The organism is Streptomyces sp. NBC_00704 (assembly GCF_036226605.1).
Classification (GTDB): domain Bacteria; phylum Actinomycetota; class Actinomycetes; order Streptomycetales; family Streptomycetaceae; genus Streptomyces.
The window spans coordinates 1607517-1626501 of the sequence record NZ_CP109000.1 but is presented as its reverse complement, the minus strand read 5'-3'; the positions used below and the strand labels follow the sequence as shown (position 1 = coordinate 1626501).

Below are 18985 nucleotides of genomic sequence, written 5' to 3'. Positions count from 1 at the left end.
GAGGACCCGTGTCCCGCACCGCCCTGCGAATCTGCCCGTTGTGCGAGGCCACCTGCGGGCTCACGCTCACCATCGAGGGGACGCGGGTCACCGGCGCCCGCGGCGACCGGGAGGACGTCTTCAGCAAGGGCTTCATCTGCCCCAAGGGAGCCTCCTTCGGCGCCGTGGACGGCGACCCCGACCGGTTGCGGACCCCGCTGGTGCGCAAGGACGGGGAACTGCGCGAGGCCACCTGGCAGGAGGCCTTCGACGCCGTGGCCGCGGGCATCCGGCCGGTCGTCGAGCGGTACGGGGCGAACTCCGTGGGCGTCGTCCTCGGCAACCCCAACGTGCACACCATGGCCGGCGCGCTCTACCCGCCCGTGCTGATCGCCGGACTCGGCACCCGCAGCCTCTTCACCGCCTCCACCGTCGACCAGATGCCCAAGCACGTCTCCAGCGGACTGCTCTTCGGCGACGCCAACGCGATCCCCGTCCCGGACCTCGACCGCACCGACCACCTCCTGCTCATCGGCGCCAACCCCCTGGAGTCCAACGGCAGTCTGTGCACCGCCGCCGACTTCCCGGGCAAGCTCAAGGCGCTCAAGGCGCGCGGCGGCACGCTCACCGTCATCGACCCGCGCCGCACCCGCACCGCCGCCCTCGCCGACCGCCATATCCCCGTGCGGCCCGGCACGGACGCGCTGCTCCTCGCCGCCATGACCCACGTCCTCTTCGACGAGGCCCTCGTCGCCCTCGGCGCGCTGGCCCCGCACGTCGAAGGCCTCGACGAACTCGCGGCGGCCGTCGCCGAGTTCACCCCCAAGGCGGTCGCCGACGCCTGCGACGTGGAGGCCGCGCTGATCCGCACCCTGGCCCGCGAACTCGCCGCCGCCCCCACCGCCGCCGTCTACGGCCGCATCGGCAGCTGCACCGTGCCCCACGGCACCCTCGCCAGCTGGCTCGTCGACGTCCTCAACATCCTCACCGGCAACCTGGACCGGCCCGGCGGAGCGCTCTTCCCACAGGCCGCCACCGACCGCACCCCCCGCCCGGCCGGCCCCGGGCACGGCTTCCGGCTCGGACGCTGGCACTCCCGCGTCAGCGGGCACCCCGAGGCCAAGGGCGAACTGCCGCTCTCCGCGCTCGCCGAGGAGATCGACACCGCCACCGACGAGGGCGAGCCGATCCGGGCGCTCATCGCCGTGGCCGCGAACCCCGTCCTGTCCGCCCCCGACGGCGACCGGCTCGACAAGGCCCTCGACGCCCTCGACTTCATGGTCAGCGTCGACCCCTACCTCAACGAGACCTCGCGCCACGCCGACGTCGTGCTGCCCCCGCCGCCGCCCTCGCAGAGCCCGCACCACGACTTCGCCTTCAACACCCTCGCCGTGCGCAACCAGGTCCGCTACACCCGCCCGGCCGTCCCGTTGCAGCCCGGCCGGATGGCCGAGACCGAGATCCTTGCCCGGCTGACCCTCGCCGCCACCGGCATGCACGGCGCCGACCCCTCCGCCGTGGACGACCTCGTCGTCGGCCAGACCCTCGGCAAGGCGGTCGCCGACCCGCACTCGCCCGTGCACGGCCGCGACCCGCACGACCTCGCCGCACAGCTCACCGGCGACACCGGCCCCGAGCGCCGCCTGGACATGATGCTGCGCCTGGGCCCCTACGGCGACGGCTTCGGCGCCCGCCCGGACGGACTGGGCCTGGCCCGGCTGCTCGCCGCGCCGCACGGCATCGACCTCGGCCCGCTGCGCCCGCGCCTGCCCCAGCCGCTGAAGACGCGCAGCGGCCGCGTCGAACTGCTGCCCCGGCCCATCGCCGACGACCTTCCGCGCCTGCGGGAGGCCGTGCGCCGGCCCGCGGACGGACTCGTCCTCGTCGGCCGCCGGCACCTGCGCTCCAACAACAGCTGGATGCACAACGTCCCCGCCCTCACCGGCGGCACCAACCGCTGCACCCTGCACATCCACCCCGAGGACGCCGAACGGCTCGGGGTGCGCGACGGCGCGCCGGTGCGGATCAAGGGCGCCGGGGGAGAGGTGACCGCGCCGGCCGAGGTCACCGACGGCGTGCGCCGCGGGGTCGTCAGCCTGCCGCACGGCTGGGGGCACGACCGCCCCGGCACCCGCCTGAGCCACGCGGCGACCGTCCCCGGCGTCAACGTCAACCAGCTCCTCGACGGCAGCCTGCTGGACCCCCTGTCGGGCAACGCCGTCCTCAACGGGGTGCCGGTGGAAGTGGCCGCCGTCCCGGCCCCGTGAGGTGAGCAAAGCTGTGACCTGGACTTCTGCGCTTATTGCTCGCGGGTCAACGTCTTGTTAACGCGGTTTGAACGGACCTAACGTCGACCCACCGCCGACCCCCAGGTGGGATGTTCAAGGGCGAACGTTAGGTATCCACTCATGCTGACCATCCTCGGCTTCGCCATGATCGCGACCTTCCTGGTCCTGATCATGCTGAAGAAGATGTCGCCGATCGCGGCGCTCGTGCTGATCCCGGCGCTGTTCTGCGTCTTCGTCGGAAAGGGCGCCAAGCTCGGCGACTACGTCCTCGACGGCGTCACCTCCCTCGCCCCGACCGCGGCGATGCTCATGTTCGCGATCGTCTACTTCGGTGTGATGATCGACGTCGGCCTCTTCGACCCGGTCGTGCGGGGCATCCTCAAGTTCTGCAAGGCCGACCCGCTCCGCATCGTCATCGGCACGGCCCTGCTCGCCGCGATCGTCTCCCTCGACGGCGACGGCTCGACCACCTTCATGATCACCGTCTCGGCGATGTACCCGCTGTACAAGCGCCTGAAGATGAGCCTGGTCGTGATGACCGGCGTCGCGGCCATGGCCAACGGCGTGATGAACACCCTGCCCTGGGGCGGCCCGACCGCCCGCGCGGCCACCGCCCTCAAGCTCGACGCGAGCGACATCTTCGTGCCGATGATCCCGGCCCTGGCCGTGGGGCTGCTCTTCGTCTTCGTCCTCGCCTACGTCCTCGGCCGCCGCGAGCGCACCCGGCTCGGCGTGCTGACGCTGGACGAGGTGCTGGTGGGGGGCCACGTCCAGGAGAAGGAGACGGAAAAGGACCGGGAGCAGGCCGAGTTGGGCGAGACGGTCCTCGTGGGCGCCGGCGGCTCCGGCGCGGGCAGGACCTCCGCGCCCGCCACGCCGTCCGCGGGCTCCGGTGCGGCCGCCGTCGGCGACGGCGGGAGCGACGGCGGCGCCGACGACGACACGAGTGACGACGGTTTCCAGGGCCTCGACCCGCGACGGGCCACCCTGCGCCCCAAGCTGTACTGGTTCAACGCGCTGCTCACGGTCGTCCTGCTGACTTCCATGATCATGGAGTGGCTGCCCATCCCGGTGCTGTTCCTGCTCGGCGCCGCGCTCGCCCTGACCGTCAACTTCCCGCACATCCCCGACCAGAAGGCGCGGCTCGCCGCCCACGCCGACAACGTCCTCAACGTCTCCGGCATGGTCTTCGCCGCCGCCGTCTTCACCGGCGTCCTCCAGGGCACCGGCATGGTCGACCACATGGCCACGTGGATGGTGGACGTCATCCCCGCCGGCATGGGCCCGCACATGGCGCTCGTCACCGGCGTCCTGAGCCTCCCGCTCACGTACTTCATGTCGAACGACGGCTTCTACTTCGGCGTGCTGCCGGTCCTCGCCGAGGCCGGCGCGGCCCACGGCGTGACCCCGCTGGAGATGGCCCGCGCCTCCCTCGTCGGCCAGCCCCTGCACATGTCGAGCCCTCTCGTGCCGGCCGTCTACGTCCTCGTCGGCATGGCACGGGTCGAGTTCGGCGACCACACCCGGTTCGTCGTCAAGTGGGCCGCCTGCACCTGCCTCGCCATCCTCGGCGCGGGCGTCCTGTTCGGGATCATCTGAGCCTGGCGTGGAGGGACTTGTGAGGCCCGGTGGGAACCGCGGCTGGCTGCTCCGCCTCGTCATCGCCTTCGGCTTCGCGCAGGGGGCGGTGTCGATGGCCCGGCCCGCCGTGTCCTACCGGGCCCTCGCGCTGGGCGCGGACGAGCGGGCGATCGGCGTCATCGCGGGCGTCTACGCCCTGTTGCCGCTGTTCGCCGCCGTGCCGCTCGGCCGGCGCACCGACCACGGCCGCTGCGCACCCCTGCTGCCCGTCGGCGTGGCCTTGATCTGCGGCGGCTGCGTGCTGAGCGGCGTGGCGGGTTCGCTGTGGGCGATGGCGCTGTGGAGCGGGGTCATGGGGCTCGGCCACCTCTGCTTCGTCATCGGGTCCCAGTCGCTCGTGGCACGGCAGTCCGCACCGCACGAACAGGACCGCGACTTCGGCCACTTCACCATCGGCGCCTCCCTCGGCCAGCTGGCCGGCCCGGTCGCGGCCGGGGCGCTGATCGACGGCGCGGACATGGCGCGCAGCAGCGCCCTGGCCCTGCTCGTCGCGGGCGCGGGCTGCGCGACGGCGTTCACCTCGCTGTGGCGCGTCGAGCACCGCGGCGCCACGGCCGGCTCCCGCGGCGGGCCGGGCGGCCGCGTCCCCGTCGGCCGCATCCTGCACACGCGCGGTGTCCCGGCCGGCATCCTGATCAGCCTCTCCGTGCTGTCCGCGACCGACGTCCTCACCGCCTACCTGCCGGTGGTCGGCGAACACCGGGGCATCGCCCCGGCCGTCGTCGGCGTGCTGCTCAGCGTCCGTGCAGCGGCCTCCATCGCGTGCCGGCTCGTGCTCACCCCGCTGCTGCGGCTGCTCGGCCGCACGGCGCTGCTCGGCGTCACCTGTCTGCTGGCCGCGCTGCTGTGCGCCGCGATCGCGCTCCCCGCGCCGGTCTGGGCGCTGGGCGCGATCCTCGCGGCGCTCGGGTTCTGCCTCGGGGTCGGACAGCCGCTGTCGATGACGACGGTGGTCCGGGCGGCGCCGGACGGCGCCCGCTCCACCGCCCTCGCGCTTCGCCTCACCGGCAACCGGCTCGGTCAGGTCGCCGCGCCGGCCGCCGCCGGACTGGTGGCCGGTGCCGCGGGCGTGGCCGCGCCGTTCGTGATGCTCGGGGCGCTGCTGCTGCTGTCGTCGGGGGTGGCCGTGCGGTCCTCGGGAGGCGGACGCGGGGACGGGGGCGGGGACGGGGGCGTTACGCCGACCCAGCGCGGCCGTCGGCCGGGGGCGGGGGTGCGCGGCCGCGGGGCCGGGGCGGGGTTGCGCCGGTCGGGCGATGTCTGACGGCGCGTCGGGCGGCGCTCCCACTGCCGGGAGCGCCGATGTGAAAGAGAGTCAGGTGCAAGAACGATTTGTATGAAAATCGTCCTGACTCGGAGGAATGCGCATGTCCAGCTCGACGCTCCCGCCCGCCTTCGGCGCCCGCCTCGGCGCCACGGCTCTCACGGTGCTCGCCGCCGCGGGTTTCACCTGCCTCGCGGCACCGACCGCCGTGGCCGTAGGGGAGGCCGGCGACATCAGGATCCACCGCGAGCAGGTGCCTCCCGGCGTCTCCAAGGACGACCCGGTGGCCTGCCGGTTCTACCTCGACGCCGCCAACTTCGGTGAACTCCCGACCGTCGGCTACACCATCAAGGCCCGGCCGCCGGCCGCCGACACCGCCACCGTCACCGGCACCATCGCCCTGACCGACGGCGCCGGGCACACCGACACCCTGGGGCTCGCCGAAGGGTCCTACACGCTCGAGTGGACCCTCCCCCCCGCCACCCCCGGCACCCCTCCGGCCCCCTCGCCCAAGGTGAAGGTCTTCAAGATCAACTGCCCCGAGGGCCGGCGCGGCGGCAACCAGGGCCCGAACCGGCCGATCACCGACGACGGCCGTGAGGTCGCGGCCCCCAACGGCCAGAGCGGCGACGGCCAGGGAGGCGGACGCCAGAGCGGCGCCGGGCAGGCCGGCGCCGGGCAGGGCGGCGACGGCTGGAGCGGTGAGAAGGGCGGCGGCCCGGCGGGCGGCGTCCACGCCGGCGGCGGCGGTCTCGCCGACACCTCGCACTCCTTCACCCCGCTGGCGGGGGCCGCGGCGGTCGGCTTGGTGGCCGTCGGCGGCGTCGCCTACTTCCGACTGACCCGCCGGCGCAACCATGGTGCCGCGTAGGCGCGTACGCAGGCCCTGGTACCGGACGCGTGTCTTTCGCCTCACCAGGACGGCCGCCCTCACGGCCGTCCTGGTGACGGTCGCAGTCCGGTGCGGGGGACACGGCGTCCCGGCCGCTCCGCCCGCCCCGGCCCGGGCGGGCGGAGCGGCCTCCCACGCCGCGGCCGCCGCCCCGGTCCCCGGGGGCGACGGCGAACACGACCGGTCGCAGGGGGAGAAGGGGTCCGAGCGGCCCGAGCCCCCGCCGCGTCCGCTCGACCGGTCCCCGGCGACCACCCTGCGGGTGCCCTCCCTGGGCATCGACGCACCGATCGTCCCGCTCCGGCTCGGCCCCGACCGCCACCTCGGCACACCGCCGGTCGACGAACCCAAGCTCGTCGGCTGGTACGCGGGCGGCCCGACCCCGGGGGAGCGGGGCACGGCGGTCGCCGTCGGCCACCGCGACACCAAGACCGGCCCGGCGGTTTTCGCCGGCCTCGCCCGCGTGGCGCGCGGCGCCACGATCGAGGCGCGCCGCGCCGACGGCCGCACCGCCGTCTACACCGTGGACCGGGTGCGGGTCTTCGACAAGGCCACCTTCCCCGACAAGGAGGTGTACGGCCCGAGCAAGCGGCCCGAGCTGAGGGTCCTCACCTGCGGAGGCCTCTTCCGCCGCACCACGGGCTACACGAGCAACGTCGTCGTCTTCGCCCATCTGACGCGCACCCGCTGACCCGGCGCCGGGCCGCGCCCGTCCCCGCCCGGCCCGGCGTCCGGCGCGTGCGCCGCCCGGTGAACCAGCGCGTCCGGTCTCTCACCAGCCGGACACCGGCGTCCGATCCGGCCCCCTCTCTTCCCCCGGCCGGGCACGGTCCGTTAACTTCCGTGACGCAAAGCCCCGTCGACCCGCACGGGGCGGACCGGACCGCGGAGCACCAGCGCCCTAGTGAGTTTCCGGGGACACCTCTCATGACACGCGCCATCTCCCTGCACGACGTCAGCAAGGTCCACGACAACCGCGGCCCACGGGTGGTGGACCGGCTGTCGCTGGACGTCGCCCCCGGCGAGTTCCTCGTCCTGCTCGGCCCCTCCGGCTGCGGCAAGTCCACCGTGCTGCGGATGATCGCCGGCCTGGAGCACATCACCGAGGGCGAGCTGCGCCTCGACGGCGCCTACGCCAACGACCTGGCGCCGTCCGACCGGGACATCGCGATGGTCTTCCAGAACTTCGCGCTCTACCCGAACATGACCGGCCGCGACAACATCGGCTTCCCGCTGCGCATCGAGGCCCCCGGCGCCGACCCGGGCCCCCGCGTCGACGCCACCGCGCGGATGCTCGGCATCGAGGACCTCCTCGACCGCTTCCCCGGACAGCTCTCCGGAGGCGAACGCCAGCGCGTCGCCATGGGCCGGGCCATCGCCCGGCACCCCTCCGCCTTCCTGATGGACGAACCGCTGTCCAACCTCGACGCCAAGCTCCGCAACCGTCTGCGCGCCGAGATCTCCAAGCTCACCCGCGACCTCGGCGTCACCACGGTCTACGTCACCCACGACCAGGCCGAGGCCATGTCGCTCGGCGACCGGGTCGCGGTGCTGCGCGGCGGGGTCCTCCAGCAGGTGGGCTCCCCGCGCTCGGTCTACGCGCTGCCGCGCAACATCTTCGTCGCCGCCTTCATCGGCACCCCGCGCATCAACCTCCTGCGCGGCCTGGTCCGGGCCCCGCTCGACGGGGCGATGACGATCAGCCTCGGCAAACAGGCCCTGCGGCTGCCCGAACCGCTCTCCCCCGACCACAAGCTGCTGCGCGTGCAGCAGGGGCGCGAGGTGATCGTCGGCCTGCGCTCGGAGGCCGTCCGCATCGCCACGCCGGCCGAGGCCCGGCCCGAGGAGACCCACATCACGGGGCTGGTGGAGCACGTGGAGTTCCAGGGGCACGAGGTGCTCGTGCACTTCAACACGGGTTCGCGGTCCGCCCTGGTGCCGGACCTGGAGGCGCCCCGGCCGCTCCCGAGGCCGTCCCGGCGGCGCAAGCGCGAGGGCGGGGTGCTGGGCCGGCTGCGGGAACGCGCGGGCGGTCTGCGGGCCGGGCCGGTCGTCGTCCTGGACGAGTCCTCGGAGCAGGACGGCGCCGCGCCCGCGCCCGACGGGCACCGCCCCCTCGGCGACCTCGTCGTGCGCACCACCCCCGACTTCGACCTGCGCCACGGCATGCAGGTCCCGCTCCTCGTCGACACCGCCCACGTCTTCGTCTTCGACCAGCACGGCGACCGCGTCAGCCCGGCACCGGCCCGGCTGCCCGACCTCGACGAGTGAGCGGACGCCGTCCCGTATCCCCTGGTGCCGGAAAACTAACGACGCTAGTTTAGGTCGCGGACGACGACGCCCGCCGGAGGGAACGCGATGAAGGCACATGACGGCATCTACCTCGACGGCGCATGGCGCCCGGCCCGCGGCCAGGACGTGATCGACGTCGTCGACCCGGTGGACGAGCAGGTCATCGGCCGCGTCCCGGCGGCCGGGGCCGACGACGTCGACGCCGCGGTGCGCGCCGCCAGGGCCGCCCTGCCCCGCTGGGCCGCGACCCCGGCGGCCGACCGCGCGGCCCGCCTGGCCGCCCTGCGCGACGTCCTGACCGCCCGCAAGGACGAGATCGCCGAGACCGTCACCGCCGAACTCGGCTCCCCCCTGGCCTTCTCCCAGGCGGTCCACGCGGCCGTCCCGATCGCGGTGGCCGCCTCCTACGCCGAACTGGCCGCGACCCACGCCTTCGAGGAGAAGGTCGGCAACTCCACCGTCTACCACGAGCCGATCGGCGTGGTCGGCGCGATCACCCCCTGGAACTACCCGCTCCACCAGATCGTCGCCAAGGTCGCCCCGGCGCTCGCCGCGGGCTGCACGGTGGTCCTCAAGCCCGCCGAGGACACCCCGCTCACCGCCCAGCTGTTCGCCGAGGCGGTCCACGAGGCGGGCGTCCCGGCCGGCGTCTTCAACCTGGTCACCGGGCTGGGCCCGGTCGCCGGCCAGGCCCTGGCCGAACACCCCGAGGTCGACCTCGTCTCCTTCACCGGCTCCACGGCCGTGGGCCGCCGCATCGCGGCCACCGCGGGCGCGGCCGTCAAGAAGGCGGCCCTCGAACTCGGCGGCAAGTCCGCCAACGTCATCCTGCCGAGCGCCGACCTCGCCCGGGCCGTCAACGTGGGCGTCGCCAACGTGATGTCCAACTCGGGCCAGACGTGCAGCGCCTGGACCCGGATGCTCGTCCACCGCGATCGCTACGACGAGGCGGTCGCGCTCGCCGCCGCGGCGGCCGCCAAGTACGCCGACCGCATCGGCCCGGTCGTCAACGCCCGCCAGCGCGACCGCGTGCGCGGATACATCGACCAGGGGGTCGCCGAAGGGGCCCGGCTGGTGGCGGGCGGTCCCGAATCCCCGCGCGAGCAGGGCTACTTCGTGCGCCCCACCGTCTTCGCCGACGTCACCCCCGACATGACGATCGCCCAGGAGGAGATCTTCGGCCCCGTCCTGTGCCTGCTGCGCTACGAGGACGAGGAGGACGCCCTGCGGATCGCCAACGGCACGGTGTACGGACTCGCCGGCGCGGTCTGGGCCGGCGACGAGGCCGAGGCGGTGGCCTTCGCCCGCCGGATGGACACCGGCCAGGTCGACATCAACGGCGGCCGCTTCAACCCCCTTGCCCCCTTCGGCGGTTACAAGCAGTCCGGCGTCGGCCGCGAGCTCGGCGCGCACGGCCTCGCCGAGTACCTCCAGACCAAGTCCCTCCAGTTCTAAGGGAGTCATCGACCATGGCTGTCCGCGCCGCCGTACTCCCCGCCGTCGGGGCCCCGTTGGAGATCACCGGGATCGAGCTGCCCGAGCCGGGGCCCGGCCGGGTCCGCGTCCGGCTCGCCGCCGCCGGGGTGTGCCACTCCGACCTGTCCCTGTCCGACGGCACCATGCGGGTGCCGGTCCCCGCCGTCCTCGGCCACGAGGGCGCCGGCACCGTCGTCTCCGTCGGCGAGGGCGTCGGGCACCTCGCCCCCGGCGACCAGGTGGTCCTCAACTGGGCGCCCTCCTGCGGCGCCTGCCACGCCTGCTCCCTCGGAGAGGTCTGGCTGTGCGCCAACGCCCTCGCCGGGGCCGGCGAGGTCCACGCCCGCACCACGCGGGGCACGGAGCTGCACCCCGGCCTCAACGTCGCCGCCTTCGCCGAGGAGACCGTCGTCCCCGTCTCCTGCGCCCTGCCCCTGCCGGACGGCGTCCCCCTGACCGACGCGGCCCTCCTCGGCTGCGCCGTCCTCACCGGCTACGGCGCCGTCCACCACAGCGCCCGCGTCCGGCCCGGCGAGACGGTCGCCGTCTTCGGCGTCGGCGGCGTCGGCCTCGCCACCCTCCAGGCCGCCCGCATCGCCGGGGCCTCGACGATCGTCGCCGTCGACGTCTCCCCCGAGAAGGAGGCGCTGGCCCGTGCGGCGGGGGCCACCGAGTACGTCGTCGCCTCCGACCGCACGGCACGCGACATCCGCGGCCTCACCGGCGGACAGGGCGTCGACGTGGCCGTGGAGTGCGTGGGCCGCGCCGTCACCATCCGCACGGCCTGGGAGTCCACCCGGCGCGGCGGCCGCACCACGGTCGTCGGCATCGGCGGCAAGGACCAGCAGGTCACCTTCAACGCCCTGGAGCTGTTCCACTGGGGCCGCACCCTGTCGGGCTGCGTCTACGGGAACTGCGACCCGGCGAGGGACCTCCCGGTCCTGGCCGGCCACATCCGCTCCGGCCGCCTCGACCTGAGCGCCCTGGTCACCGAACGGATCGGCCTGGAGGACATCCCGGCGGCCTTCGACAACATGGTGGCGGGCAAGGGCGGACGGGCGCTGGTCGTCTTCTGACGGCGAGCCGGCCGGCCGAGGGCCGGTCGGGGGCGGGCGGCCCTGGGGAGGACGGCGGGAGGACGACGGGGGGACGACGGGAGGGAGACGGGGAGGACGCCGGGGACGAGGGCAGGGACGCGGCCTCGCGCAGCCCGGCCGGGCGCGCGGACTGGTCGATCCGGCCGGGCAGCGAGTCCTTCTCCGTCCCGGTCGCGGCCCCTCAGACCCCGGTCTCCGTACCCGCCGCCCCCGCGGCGGTCGTCCCCGCGCCCGCCGCCCCCGCGGCCGTCGTCCCCGCGCCCGCCGCCCCCGCGCCCGCCGCCCCCGCGGCCGCGGTCCCCGCGCCCGCCGCCCCCGCGGCCGTGCTCTCCGTGCCCGCCGCCCCCGCGGCCGTGCTCTCCGTGCCCGCCGCCCCCGCGGCCGTGCTCTCCGTGCCCGACGCCCTCGCGGCCGTCGTCCCCGCGCCCGCGGTCCCGGTGGGCGGGGTCCCGCCCGGCCCGGTCCCTCCGGTCAAGGTCCCCGCGGCTGCCCCCGTGCCCGCGGTCCCCGTGCCCGCGGTCCCCGCGCCCGCCGCCCCCGTGCCCGCGGTCCCCGCGCCCGCCGCCCCCGTGCCCGCGGTCCCCGCGCCCGCCGCGCCCGCGGCCGTGCTCTCCGTGCCCGACGCCCCCGCGGCCGTGCTCTCCGTGCCCGACGCCCCCGCGGCCGTCGTCCCCGCGCCCGCGGTCCCGGTGGGCGGGGTCCCGCCCGGCCCGGTCCCTCCGGTCAAGGTCCCCGCGGCGGCCCCCGCGGCCGTTCCCGGGCCGGTTCCCGCCGTCGCGGCCGGCGGCGTCGCTCGCGGTCCGGAGCGGGACACGGCCACGCCCGCCAGGCACAGCGCCCCGCCCGCCAGGGTGAGCAGGCCCGGCACCTCGCCCAGCGCGAGCCACGACATCCCCACGACCAGCGCGGGCACCGCGTAGGTGGTCGCCCCCATCCGGCCCGCCGTCGTCCGGGCCAGCGCGTACGCCCACGTGGTGAACGCCAGTGCGGTCGGGAAGACGCCCAGGTAGACCATGTTCAGCGTCGCGGAGAGCGGCGCGCCGGCCGCGTCGTGGACCAGGCTTCCCGCGAACGGCAGGCACACCACCGCCCCGATCGCGCACCCGAACGTCGTCACCTGAAGCGCGCTCGCCCGCGCCAGGGCCGGTTTCTGCGCGACGACCCCGCCCGCGTAGCCGACGGCGGCGAGCAGGCACAGCACTACGCCCAGCACCGACGATCCGCCCTCGCCGGACATCGACAGCCCCACCGCCACCGCGCCCGCGAAGGACACCGCCATGCCCGCCAGCAGCCGGGGCGGCAGCGGGTCGCCGAGCAGCCGTGCGCCGAGCAGCGCGATGAGGATCGGCCCGATGTTGACGACGAGGGCCGCCGTCCCGGCGTCCACCTGCTGCTCGCCCCAGTTGAGCACCACCATGTAGAAGCCGAACCACAGCACCCCGGACACGGCGATGCCGCGCCACGCCGACCGCGGCGGCCACCCCTCGCGCCGTATCGCGCAGACGGCCCCCAGCACCGCCGCGCCGGACAGCAGCCGTCCGAGCGCCAGCGCCCCGGGGGAGTACGCGTCCCCCGCGCTGCGGATCGACACGAAGGCGGACGCCCACAGCACGACGCTGACCGCCGCCGCCCCGGCGGCCGCCCCACGCGTACGACGTCCCGCACTCCGCGGACTGTTCATCATGGTCTCCAGCCTGGGAAGGAAAGGTCGGGAAGGAAAGGTCGGGAAGGAAAGGGCCGGCCGGGAGAGGGGCCGGGGTCTCGCGGTTTCCGGACGAGGAGCCGGCGGCCGCCGGCGAGGGTCCGGCGCGCGGCGTCGCCGGGGCGCCGGTCAGCGCAGGGCCGCCGCCTCGATGCCGAGCAGTTCGGCCAGCGCCCGTTCGCCGGCGGGCGTCACCTTCACCGCCCGCTCCGAGCCGATGCGCACGCACCAGCCGGCGTCGAGCGCGTGCCGGCACAGGGCCGCGCCCGCGGCGCCCGCGAGGTGGGGGCGGCGCTCGGTCCAGTCGAGGCAGGCGCGGGCGAGCGGCCGCCGGGCCGTCCGGTCGAGCGCGATGCCGTTGCCGGCGAACCAGCGCGCTCCGGCCTCGGTCAGCTCGAAGCCTGCGGCCCGGTCCCCCCGGCCGCGCTCCCGGCCGTCCGCCCCGGTCAGCAGCCCTCGCGCGGTGAGGCCGTCGGCGAGGGCGATGCCGAGCCGCCCGGCGAGGTGGTCGTAGCAGGTGCGGCCCCGGGCCATCGCCGAACCGGCCGTCGAGGCCCGCAGGCCGCGCGGACGGCGGGCGGTCTCCGGGGCGACCTGCGCGGCGAGGTCCTCCAGGAGCTGGGCGACCCGGGTGTCGTGGAGTCTGACGTACCGGTGCCGCCCCTGGCGCTCCTCGGCCAGCAGCCCGCCCGCAACCAGCTTGCCCAGGTGTTCGCTCAGCGTCGACGCGGCCACGCCCGCGTGCCGGGCCAGCTCCCCGGCGGTCCAGGCCCGCCCGTCGAGCAGCGCCAGCAGACAGGCGGCCCGCGTCTCGTCCGCGACCAGTCCGGCGAGCGAGGCCAGCCCCGGCGCCCGCACGTCCCGATGATCACCCGTGTGTGTGTCGCTCACGGGATCCAGCATGCGCGACGAACGGTTCGGCGTGCACCGAACCATGTGCGCCCGTCCCGCTAGGGCAGCTGCTCGAACTGCCCGGCGAGTCCGTCCAGCAGGGCGGTCAGGCCGGTCTCGAAGGCGCGCTCGTCGATCTTCTCCTGCCGGTCGGCGAGCAGGTGGGCCTGACCGAGGTGGGGATAGTCGGCGGGGTCGTAGGCGCTCACGTCGTCGACGAAGCCGCCCGCGAACGAGCCGAGCGCGGAGCCCATGACGAAGTACCGCATCAGCGCGCCGATGGAGGTGGCCTGCGCGGGGGGCCAGCCGGCGCGGACCATCGCGCCGTAGACCGCGTCGGCCAGCCGCAGGCCGGCGGGGCGCCGGCCGGGGCCCCGGGCGAGGACGGGGACGATGTTCGGATGGTCGCGCAGGGCGGCGCGGTAGGAGGCGGCCCAGTCGTGCAGCGCGGTGCGCCAGTCGCGGTCGTCCTCGAACATCGACAGGTCGACCTGGGCGCTCACCGAGTCGGCGACGGCCTCCAGGATCTCGTCCTTCGTGCGGAAGTGGTTGTAGAGCGAGGGCCCGCTCACGCCCAGTTCGGCGGCGAGCCGGCGCGTGGAGACGGCCGCGAGCCCCTCGGCGTCCACGAGCGCCCGTGCGGCCTGGACGATCCGGTCGGTGCTGAGAAGGGGCTTGCGCGGTCGGGCCATGGCGCACATAGTAGGGCTGCATCATGGAAACTAGCAGTGCTAATTTAAAGTCGGACGTCGGCGGTGGGGTGATCTCGTGGTGAATCTGGGGCTCAGCGAGGAGCAGGTGGCCGTCCAGCGGCTCGCCAGGGACTTCGTGGACCGAGAGATCGCCCCCCATGTCGTGGCCTGGGACCGGGCCGAGGAGGTCGACCGGTCGATCGTGGCGAAACTCGGCGAGGTCGGCTTCCTCGGTCTGACCGTCGACGAGGAGTACGGCGGCTCGGGCGGCGACCATCTCGCCTACTGCCTGGTCACGGAGGAGCTGGGCCGCGGTGACTCCTCCGTGCGCGGCATCGTCTCCGTCTCCCTGGGCCTGGTCGCCAAGTCCGTCGCGGCCTGGGGGAGCGAGGAGCAGAAGCGCCGCTGGCTGCCGGGGCTGACCTCCGGCGAGTACGTCGGCTGCTTCGGCCTGACCGAACCCGGCACCGGCTCCGACGCCGGCAACCTCGTCACCCGCGCGGTCCGCGACGGCGACGACTTCGTCATCAGCGGCGCCAAGACGTTCATCACGAACGGCACCTGGGCCGACGTCGTCCTGCTCTTCGCCCGCTCCACGGACGCGCCGGGCCACAAGGGCGTCTCCGCGTTCCTGGTGCCCACCGACACCCCCGGCCTGACCCGCCGCGCCATCCACGGCAAGCTCGGACTGCGCGGCCAGGCGACCGCCGAACTGGTCCTGGAGGACGTCCGGGTCCCCGCCTCCGCGATGCTGGCGCCCGAGGGCAAGGGGTTCTCGGTCGCGATGTCCGCGCTGGCCAAGGGGCGGATGTCGGTCGCGGCGGGCTGCGTCGGCATCGCGCAGGCCGCCCTGGACGCGGCGGTGCGGTACGCGGGCGAGCGCGAGCAGTTCGGCAGGACCATCGCCCACCACCAGCTGGTCCAGGAGCTGATCAGCGACATCGCGGTCGACGTGGACGCGGCCCGGCTGCTGACCTGGCGCGTCGCCGACCTGATCGACCGCGGCCTGCCCTTCGCCACCGAGTCCTCCAAGGCCAAGCTGTTCGCCTCGGAGGCCGCCGTGCGCGCCGCCAACAACGCCCTCCAGGTCTTCGGCGGCTACGGCTACATCGACGAGTACCCGGCGGGCAAACTCCTGCGCGACGCCCGCGTGATGACCCTCTACGAGGGCACGAGCCAGATCCAGAAGCTGCTCATCGGGCGGGCGCTGACGGGGGTCTCCGCGTTCTGAGTACCCCCTGAGTATCCGCACGGATGTGGCGGCGGCCGTCTCCGGCGAGTCTTCTCCCATGAGCGACACACCGGTCAAGCACCAGAGCACGGCGGCGTTCTACGGACAGGCCGTCGCCTCCTTCGGCATCGCCATCGCGGCCACCGCGATCGGCATCTACAACCTCCACACCGACGCCTGGGTGCGCGGCTTCCTGGCGATCGCCGTCCTCTATCTCGTCACCTCCGCCTTCACGCTGGCGAAGGTGATCCGCGACCGCCAGGAGGCCGGGCAGATCGTCAGCCGGGTGGACCAGGCCCGCCTGGAGAAGCTCCTGGCCGACCACGACCCCTTCGAGAAGATCTGAGCAGGCACGCTAAGCGACCGCTCAGCTTCGGCGGTATGGTGTAGCTCCTGTACCGAGAGGGGCGAACGAGCGATGAGTACCGCGGAGGAGACGGCCGGCGGCGAGATCGAGCCGTGGGACGAGGTCACCCCTGACGCGGCCCGGCGGCTGCTGGTCGCCGCCGTGGAGGCCTTCGCCGAGCGCGGCTACCACGCCACGACGACCCGGGACATCGCGGGCCGTGCCGGCATGAGCCCGGCGGCCCTCTACATCCACTACAAGACCAAGGAAGAGCTGCTCCACCGCATCAGCCGGATCGGCCACGACCGCGCCCTGGACATCCTGCGCACCGCGGCCGCCGGCGAGGGGGACGCCACCCGGCGCCTCGCCGACGCGGTCGGCTCCTTCGTCCGCTGGCACGCCGGGCGGCGCACCACGGCACGGGTCGTCCAGTACGAACTGGACGCGCTCGGCCCCGAGGCCCGCGCCGAGATCCTCGGCCTGCGCCGCCAGGTCGACGCCGAGGTGCGCGGCATCATCGAGGACGGCGTCGCCGCGGGCGAGTTCGACGTGCCGGACGTGCACGGCACGACCCTCGCCGTGCTGTCCCTGTGCATCGATGTGGCCCGCTGGTTCAACGTGGACGGCCCCCGTACCCCCGACGAGGTCGGCGCGCTGTACGCCGACCTCGTGCTGCGGATGGTGGGCGCGGCTAGGTAGCCGCGCCGGCCGCCGCCCCGGTCAGAGGTAGTACCGCGACACCGACTCGGCCACGCACACCGGCTTGTCCCCGCCCTCGCGCTCCACCGTGAAGGCGACGGCGACCTGCACGCCGCCCGCGACGTCCTCGACGCCGGTGATCCTCGCCGTCGCGCGCAGGCGCGAGCCGACCGGGACGGGCGCCGGGAAACGGACCTTGTTCGTCCCGTAGTTGACGCCCATCTTCACGTTCTCGACCGTGATCAGCTGCGGTCCGAAGAGCGGCAGCAGGGACAGGGTCAGATAGCCGTGCGCGATGGTCGTGCCGAAGGGGCCGGCGGCGGCCTTCTCCGGGTCGACGTGGATCCACTGGTGATCGCCGGTGGCCTCCGCGAACAGGTCGATCCGCTTCTGGTCGACCTCGACCCAGTCGGTGTACCCCAGCTGCTCGCCCACCGCCGCCTTCAGGTCGTCGGCGGACGTGAAGATCCTCGGCTCTGCCATGTCTGCGGCCCTCTCGCGTCACCCGTCGCCCATGTCACCGTGCCATGGGCCTAAGCGACTGCTTAGCATGGTCCGTCGCCGGGTCGATGTCAACGGACCCGGCGGCGGGCGGGGTGGGTAGGGTTCGAGGGGTGCCGCAGATTCCCGAGAAGATCCACGAGCTCACGGTCGGTCAGCTCGCCGCGCGCAGCGGCGCCGCCGTCTCCGCCCTGCACTTCTACGAGTCCAAGGGCCTCATCAGTAGTCGCCGCACGGCGGGCAACCAGCGCCGGTACCACCGTGACGCGCTGCGCCGGGTGGCCTTCGTGCGCGCGGCGCAGCGGGTCGGCATCCCGCTGGCCACGATCCGCGAGGCGCTGGCCGAGCTTCCCGAGGAACGGACCCCGACCCGGGAGGACTGGGCCCGCCTCTCCCGTGCGTGGCGCGCCGAGCTGGACGAGCGGATCCGGCAGCTCAACCGGCTGAGGGACCACCTCACCGACTGCATCGGCTGCGGCTGCCTGTCCCTGGCGACCTGCGTCCTGTCCAACCCCGACGACGCCTTCGGCCGCCGGGCCTCCGGCTCACGGCTGATGGTGGAACGGAGACAACCGGACGACCGTGCGTGCGAGGACCGCTGAGCGATCCCGCCCGCCCGTAGGCCCGTCGGAGGCCCGCCAGCGACGCACGGAGGGCGTCAGCCCGGGCCCATGAGAAGCCCTGAAGCCCCCGGGCGTCCCCCCGCTGGGTCCCGCAAGGGCCCCCGTGGGCGCGGCCCTCCGCCCATGCGACCGTCGGCTCCTCGCTGTGGCGACCTCCAGTGACGGTCGCGTCGTGCGACTGCCTCCGCCGCGGCCTCCCGCACGCACGTCGTGTCCCGCGTCGTGTCCCGACCGGGCCTCACTCGTACTCGGTGCCGCCCTTGCGGGTCAGATACGCCCCGCTGACCGCCTTGGCGATCGCCCTGCCCCCGGTGACGGGGCTGTACCGCTCGACGGCCGGCCGGATCACCACGCCCTCGCGCAGATGCAGCCCGCGCCCCGACACCGTCTCGCGGCCGGTCGCGATCTCCAGGATCCGCGCGCTGTCGTAGGGCCCCTCGAACAGGCGGGGAACCAGCGGCAGTTCGCCTTCCAGCAGCCGCGCCGCGTCCAGCCAGCGGACCGTGCCGTCGATGTCCGCGCAGACGTCGAACACGGCGTACCCGAGGGTGTCGCGCCGGCCGTCCGCGCCGTACGTCAGGTCCTGCACGCCCGCTCCGTAGACCTCCCCGAAGACGCCCACCCGGCGGGCGCCGAGCCGGGCGGCGAGGCGGGCCGCCGCCTCGGGGACGCCGTGGCCGCGCACGGCCCGCCAGTACAGGTTGCGCGGATCCTCTCTCAGTGCGAGGGACTTCGCGCCGAAGCCCTTCGACGAGACGTGCACGCGCTCCGGGTCCGCCGCATACGTCAGCAGGCAGGCGGAGCCGTGCAGCTTCTCGGTCACGACGACGGGCTCGCCGGCCGCGAAGACGCCGGGGTAGCGCTGGATGTTCTCGATGTCGACCCAGGGCAGCAGGTCGGGCGCGGCCTCGACCTCGCCGTCCATGGTCGGCGGGATCGGCGGCACCCACTTGACGATGCCGAGCCGCTCCGCGAAGTCGGTCCCCTCGGCCGCCGCGCGCGCGAGGTCGACGCCGGCGAGCGCATCGGGCCGGCACACGATCCCCTGCGACAGCTCGCCCCGCAGCCGCACCGCCTTGACCCGGTCCGACCCGCTGCCCGCCAGCCGCCCGGTCAGCCCCAGTTCCTCGATCAGCGCGGCGGGCAGCACCGACTGCTCGGGGATGTACAGGGCCGCCTCGCCGGTCCGGTAGGCGCCCTTGGCGACCACGGCGCGGTACAGCCCGACCTGGGCCAGTTCGAGGGCGTCGGCGTTGGGGTGTTCGTGGACGGTCAGCACCTCGGCGGTGACGCGCAGCGTCGACATCAGGGCTCCTCAGGGACTCGACGGGCTTCGGTCGTGTGTCATCGGCCCTACTGTCCCCACGAGAA

General features: G+C 74.6%; 16 protein-coding genes and 1 pseudogene. 12 read left to right on the top strand and 5 right to left on the bottom strand.

Features of this window, described 5'->3' with window-relative positions:
• The first annotated feature begins 8 nt into the window (after positions 1–8).
• The 8 genes from OG802_RS07205 to OG802_RS07170 all read left to right on the top strand — a co-directional run bounded on the left by OG802_RS07205 (position 9) and on the right by OG802_RS07170 (position 10908).
• Positions 9–2246 (top strand): molybdopterin oxidoreductase family protein, encoded by a 2238-nt coding sequence (locus tag OG802_RS07205; RefSeq protein WP_329408313.1) that lies wholly within the window; start codon positions 9–11, stop codon positions 2244–2246.
• Between the two features lie 141 nt (positions 2247–2387).
• Positions 2388–3866 carry a CitMHS family transporter gene (locus OG802_RS07200; RefSeq protein ID WP_329408312.1) on the top strand — a complete coding sequence of 493 codons (1479 nt, stop codon included), beginning with the start codon at positions 2388–2390 and terminating at the stop codon, positions 3864–3866.
• A gap of 19 nt (positions 3867–3885) precedes the next feature.
• Positions 3886–5172 carry an MFS transporter gene (locus OG802_RS07195; protein ID WP_329408311.1) on the top strand — a complete coding sequence of 429 codons (1287 nt, stop codon included), beginning with the start codon at positions 3886–3888 and terminating at the stop codon, positions 5170–5172.
• A 103-nt stretch (positions 5173–5275) separates the two neighbouring features.
• The gene (locus OG802_RS07190; RefSeq protein ID WP_329408309.1) at positions 5276–6043 is read left to right on the top strand and encodes a hypothetical protein; all 768 of its coding nucleotides are present in this window, start codon (positions 5276–5278) and stop codon (positions 6041–6043) included.
• The gene (locus tag OG802_RS07185) at positions 6030–6755 is read left to right on the top strand and encodes a class F sortase (RefSeq protein WP_329408308.1); all 726 of its coding nucleotides are present in this window, start codon (positions 6030–6032) and stop codon (positions 6753–6755) included. The genes OG802_RS07190 and OG802_RS07185 overlap by 14 nt, the downstream gene beginning before the upstream one ends.
• 236 nt (positions 6756–6991) lie before the next feature.
• Positions 6992–8335, top strand: a complete 1344-nt coding sequence (locus OG802_RS07180) for an ABC transporter ATP-binding protein (RefSeq protein ID WP_329408306.1) — start codon at positions 6992–6994, stop codon at positions 8333–8335.
• Between the two features lie 87 nt (positions 8336–8422).
• Positions 8423–9811, top strand: a complete 1389-nt coding sequence (locus tag OG802_RS07175) for an aldehyde dehydrogenase family protein (RefSeq protein WP_329408304.1) — start codon at positions 8423–8425, stop codon at positions 9809–9811.
• Between the two features lie 14 nt (positions 9812–9825).
• Complete coding sequence (locus tag OG802_RS07170; protein WP_329408302.1) at positions 9826–10908, top strand: Zn-dependent alcohol dehydrogenase; 1083 nt, start codon at positions 9826–9828, stop codon at positions 10906–10908.
• A 778-nt stretch (positions 10909–11686) separates the two neighbouring features.
• Here OG802_RS07170 and OG802_RS07165 read toward each other — a convergent pair.
• From OG802_RS07165 to OG802_RS07155, 3 genes and pseudogenes are all read right to left on the bottom strand, one after another.
• A pseudogene (locus OG802_RS07165) lies at positions 11687–12610 on the bottom strand (DMT family transporter); the annotation flags it as partial.
• 150 nt (positions 12611–12760) lie between these two features.
• Entirely contained in the window at positions 12761–13534 is a 774-nt protein-coding gene (locus tag OG802_RS07160; RefSeq protein ID WP_329408301.1) for an ArsR/SmtB family transcription factor, read from the bottom strand.
• A 47-nt stretch (positions 13535–13581) separates the two neighbouring features.
• Positions 13582–14214 (bottom strand): TetR/AcrR family transcriptional regulator, encoded by a 633-nt coding sequence (locus tag OG802_RS07155; protein ID WP_329408299.1) that lies wholly within the window; start codon positions 14212–14214, stop codon positions 13582–13584.
• Between the two features lie 79 nt (positions 14215–14293).
• Between OG802_RS07155 and OG802_RS07150 the strand changes: the two genes are divergently transcribed.
• The 3 genes from OG802_RS07150 (at position 14294) to OG802_RS07140 (ending at position 16490) form a co-directional block, all read left to right on the top strand.
• Positions 14294–15445: an acyl-CoA dehydrogenase family protein gene (locus OG802_RS07150; RefSeq protein ID WP_329416976.1), complete on the top strand. Its 1152-nt coding sequence runs from the start codon at positions 14294–14296 to the stop codon at positions 15443–15445.
• A 58-nt stretch (positions 15446–15503) separates the two neighbouring features.
• Positions 15504–15791 carry a YiaA/YiaB family inner membrane protein gene (locus OG802_RS07145; RefSeq protein WP_190148644.1) on the top strand — a complete coding sequence of 96 codons (288 nt, stop codon included), beginning with the start codon at positions 15504–15506 and terminating at the stop codon, positions 15789–15791.
• A 72-nt stretch (positions 15792–15863) separates the two neighbouring features.
• Positions 15864–16490, top strand: coding sequence for a TetR/AcrR family transcriptional regulator (locus OG802_RS07140; RefSeq protein WP_329408297.1), 627 nt, complete (start codon positions 15864–15866; stop codon positions 16488–16490).
• Positions 16491–16511: 21 nt separating this feature from the next.
• On the opposite strand, the gene OG802_RS07135 is transcribed toward OG802_RS07140, so the two are convergent.
• A complete protein-coding gene (locus tag OG802_RS07135) occupies positions 16512–16973 on the bottom strand; it encodes a MaoC family dehydratase (protein WP_329408295.1) in 462 nt (153 codons plus the stop codon).
• A 131-nt stretch (positions 16974–17104) separates the two neighbouring features.
• On the opposite strand from OG802_RS07135, the gene soxR reads away from it, so the two are divergent.
• The gene (soxR, locus tag OG802_RS07130) at positions 17105–17593 is read left to right on the top strand and encodes a redox-sensitive transcriptional activator SoxR (RefSeq protein WP_329408293.1); all 489 of its coding nucleotides are present in this window, start codon (positions 17105–17107) and stop codon (positions 17591–17593) included.
• 259 nt (positions 17594–17852) lie between these two features.
• On the opposite strand, the gene OG802_RS07125 is transcribed toward soxR, so the two are convergent.
• On the bottom strand, positions 17853–18920 hold the full coding sequence (locus tag OG802_RS07125) for an RNA ligase (ATP) (protein WP_329408291.1): 1068 nt from the start codon (positions 18918–18920) through the stop codon (positions 17853–17855).
• Positions 18921–18985: the final 65 nt, after the last annotated feature.

What these genes read in the sequence shown, in the direction of transcription:
- OG802_RS07200 (WP_329408312.1), top strand. Translation starts at nt 2,388, where the DNA reads ATGCTGACCATCCTCGGCTTCGCCATGATCGCGACCTTCCTGGTCCTG.
- OG802_RS07190 (WP_329408309.1), top strand. Translation starts at nt 5,276, where the DNA reads ATGTCCAGCTCGACGCTCCCGCCCGCCTTCGGCGCCCGCCTCGGCGCC.
- OG802_RS07185 (WP_329408308.1), top strand. Translation starts at nt 6,030, where the DNA reads ATGGTGCCGCGTAGGCGCGTACGCAGGCCCTGGTACCGGACGCGTGTC.
- OG802_RS07180 (WP_329408306.1), top strand. Translation starts at nt 6,992, where the DNA reads ATGACACGCGCCATCTCCCTGCACGACGTCAGCAAGGTCCACGACAAC.
- OG802_RS07175 (WP_329408304.1), top strand. Translation starts at nt 8,423, where the DNA reads ATGAAGGCACATGACGGCATCTACCTCGACGGCGCATGGCGCCCGGCC.
- OG802_RS07170 (WP_329408302.1), top strand. Translation starts at nt 9,826, where the DNA reads ATGGCTGTCCGCGCCGCCGTACTCCCCGCCGTCGGGGCCCCGTTGGAG.
- OG802_RS07160 (WP_329408301.1), bottom strand. Translation starts at nt 13,534, where the DNA reads ATGCTGGATCCCGTGAGCGACACACACACGGGTGATCATCGGGACGTG.
- OG802_RS07155 (WP_329408299.1), bottom strand. Translation starts at nt 14,214, where the DNA reads ATGGCCCGACCGCGCAAGCCCCTTCTCAGCACCGACCGGATCGTCCAG.
- OG802_RS07145 (WP_190148644.1), top strand. Translation starts at nt 15,504, where the DNA reads ATGAGCGACACACCGGTCAAGCACCAGAGCACGGCGGCGTTCTACGGA.
- OG802_RS07140 (WP_329408297.1), top strand. Translation starts at nt 15,864, where the DNA reads ATGAGTACCGCGGAGGAGACGGCCGGCGGCGAGATCGAGCCGTGGGAC.
- OG802_RS07135 (WP_329408295.1), bottom strand. Translation starts at nt 16,973, where the DNA reads ATGGCAGAGCCGAGGATCTTCACGTCCGCCGACGACCTGAAGGCGGCG.
- OG802_RS07125 (WP_329408291.1), bottom strand. Translation starts at nt 18,920, where the DNA reads ATGTCGACGCTGCGCGTCACCGCCGAGGTGCTGACCGTCCACGAACAC.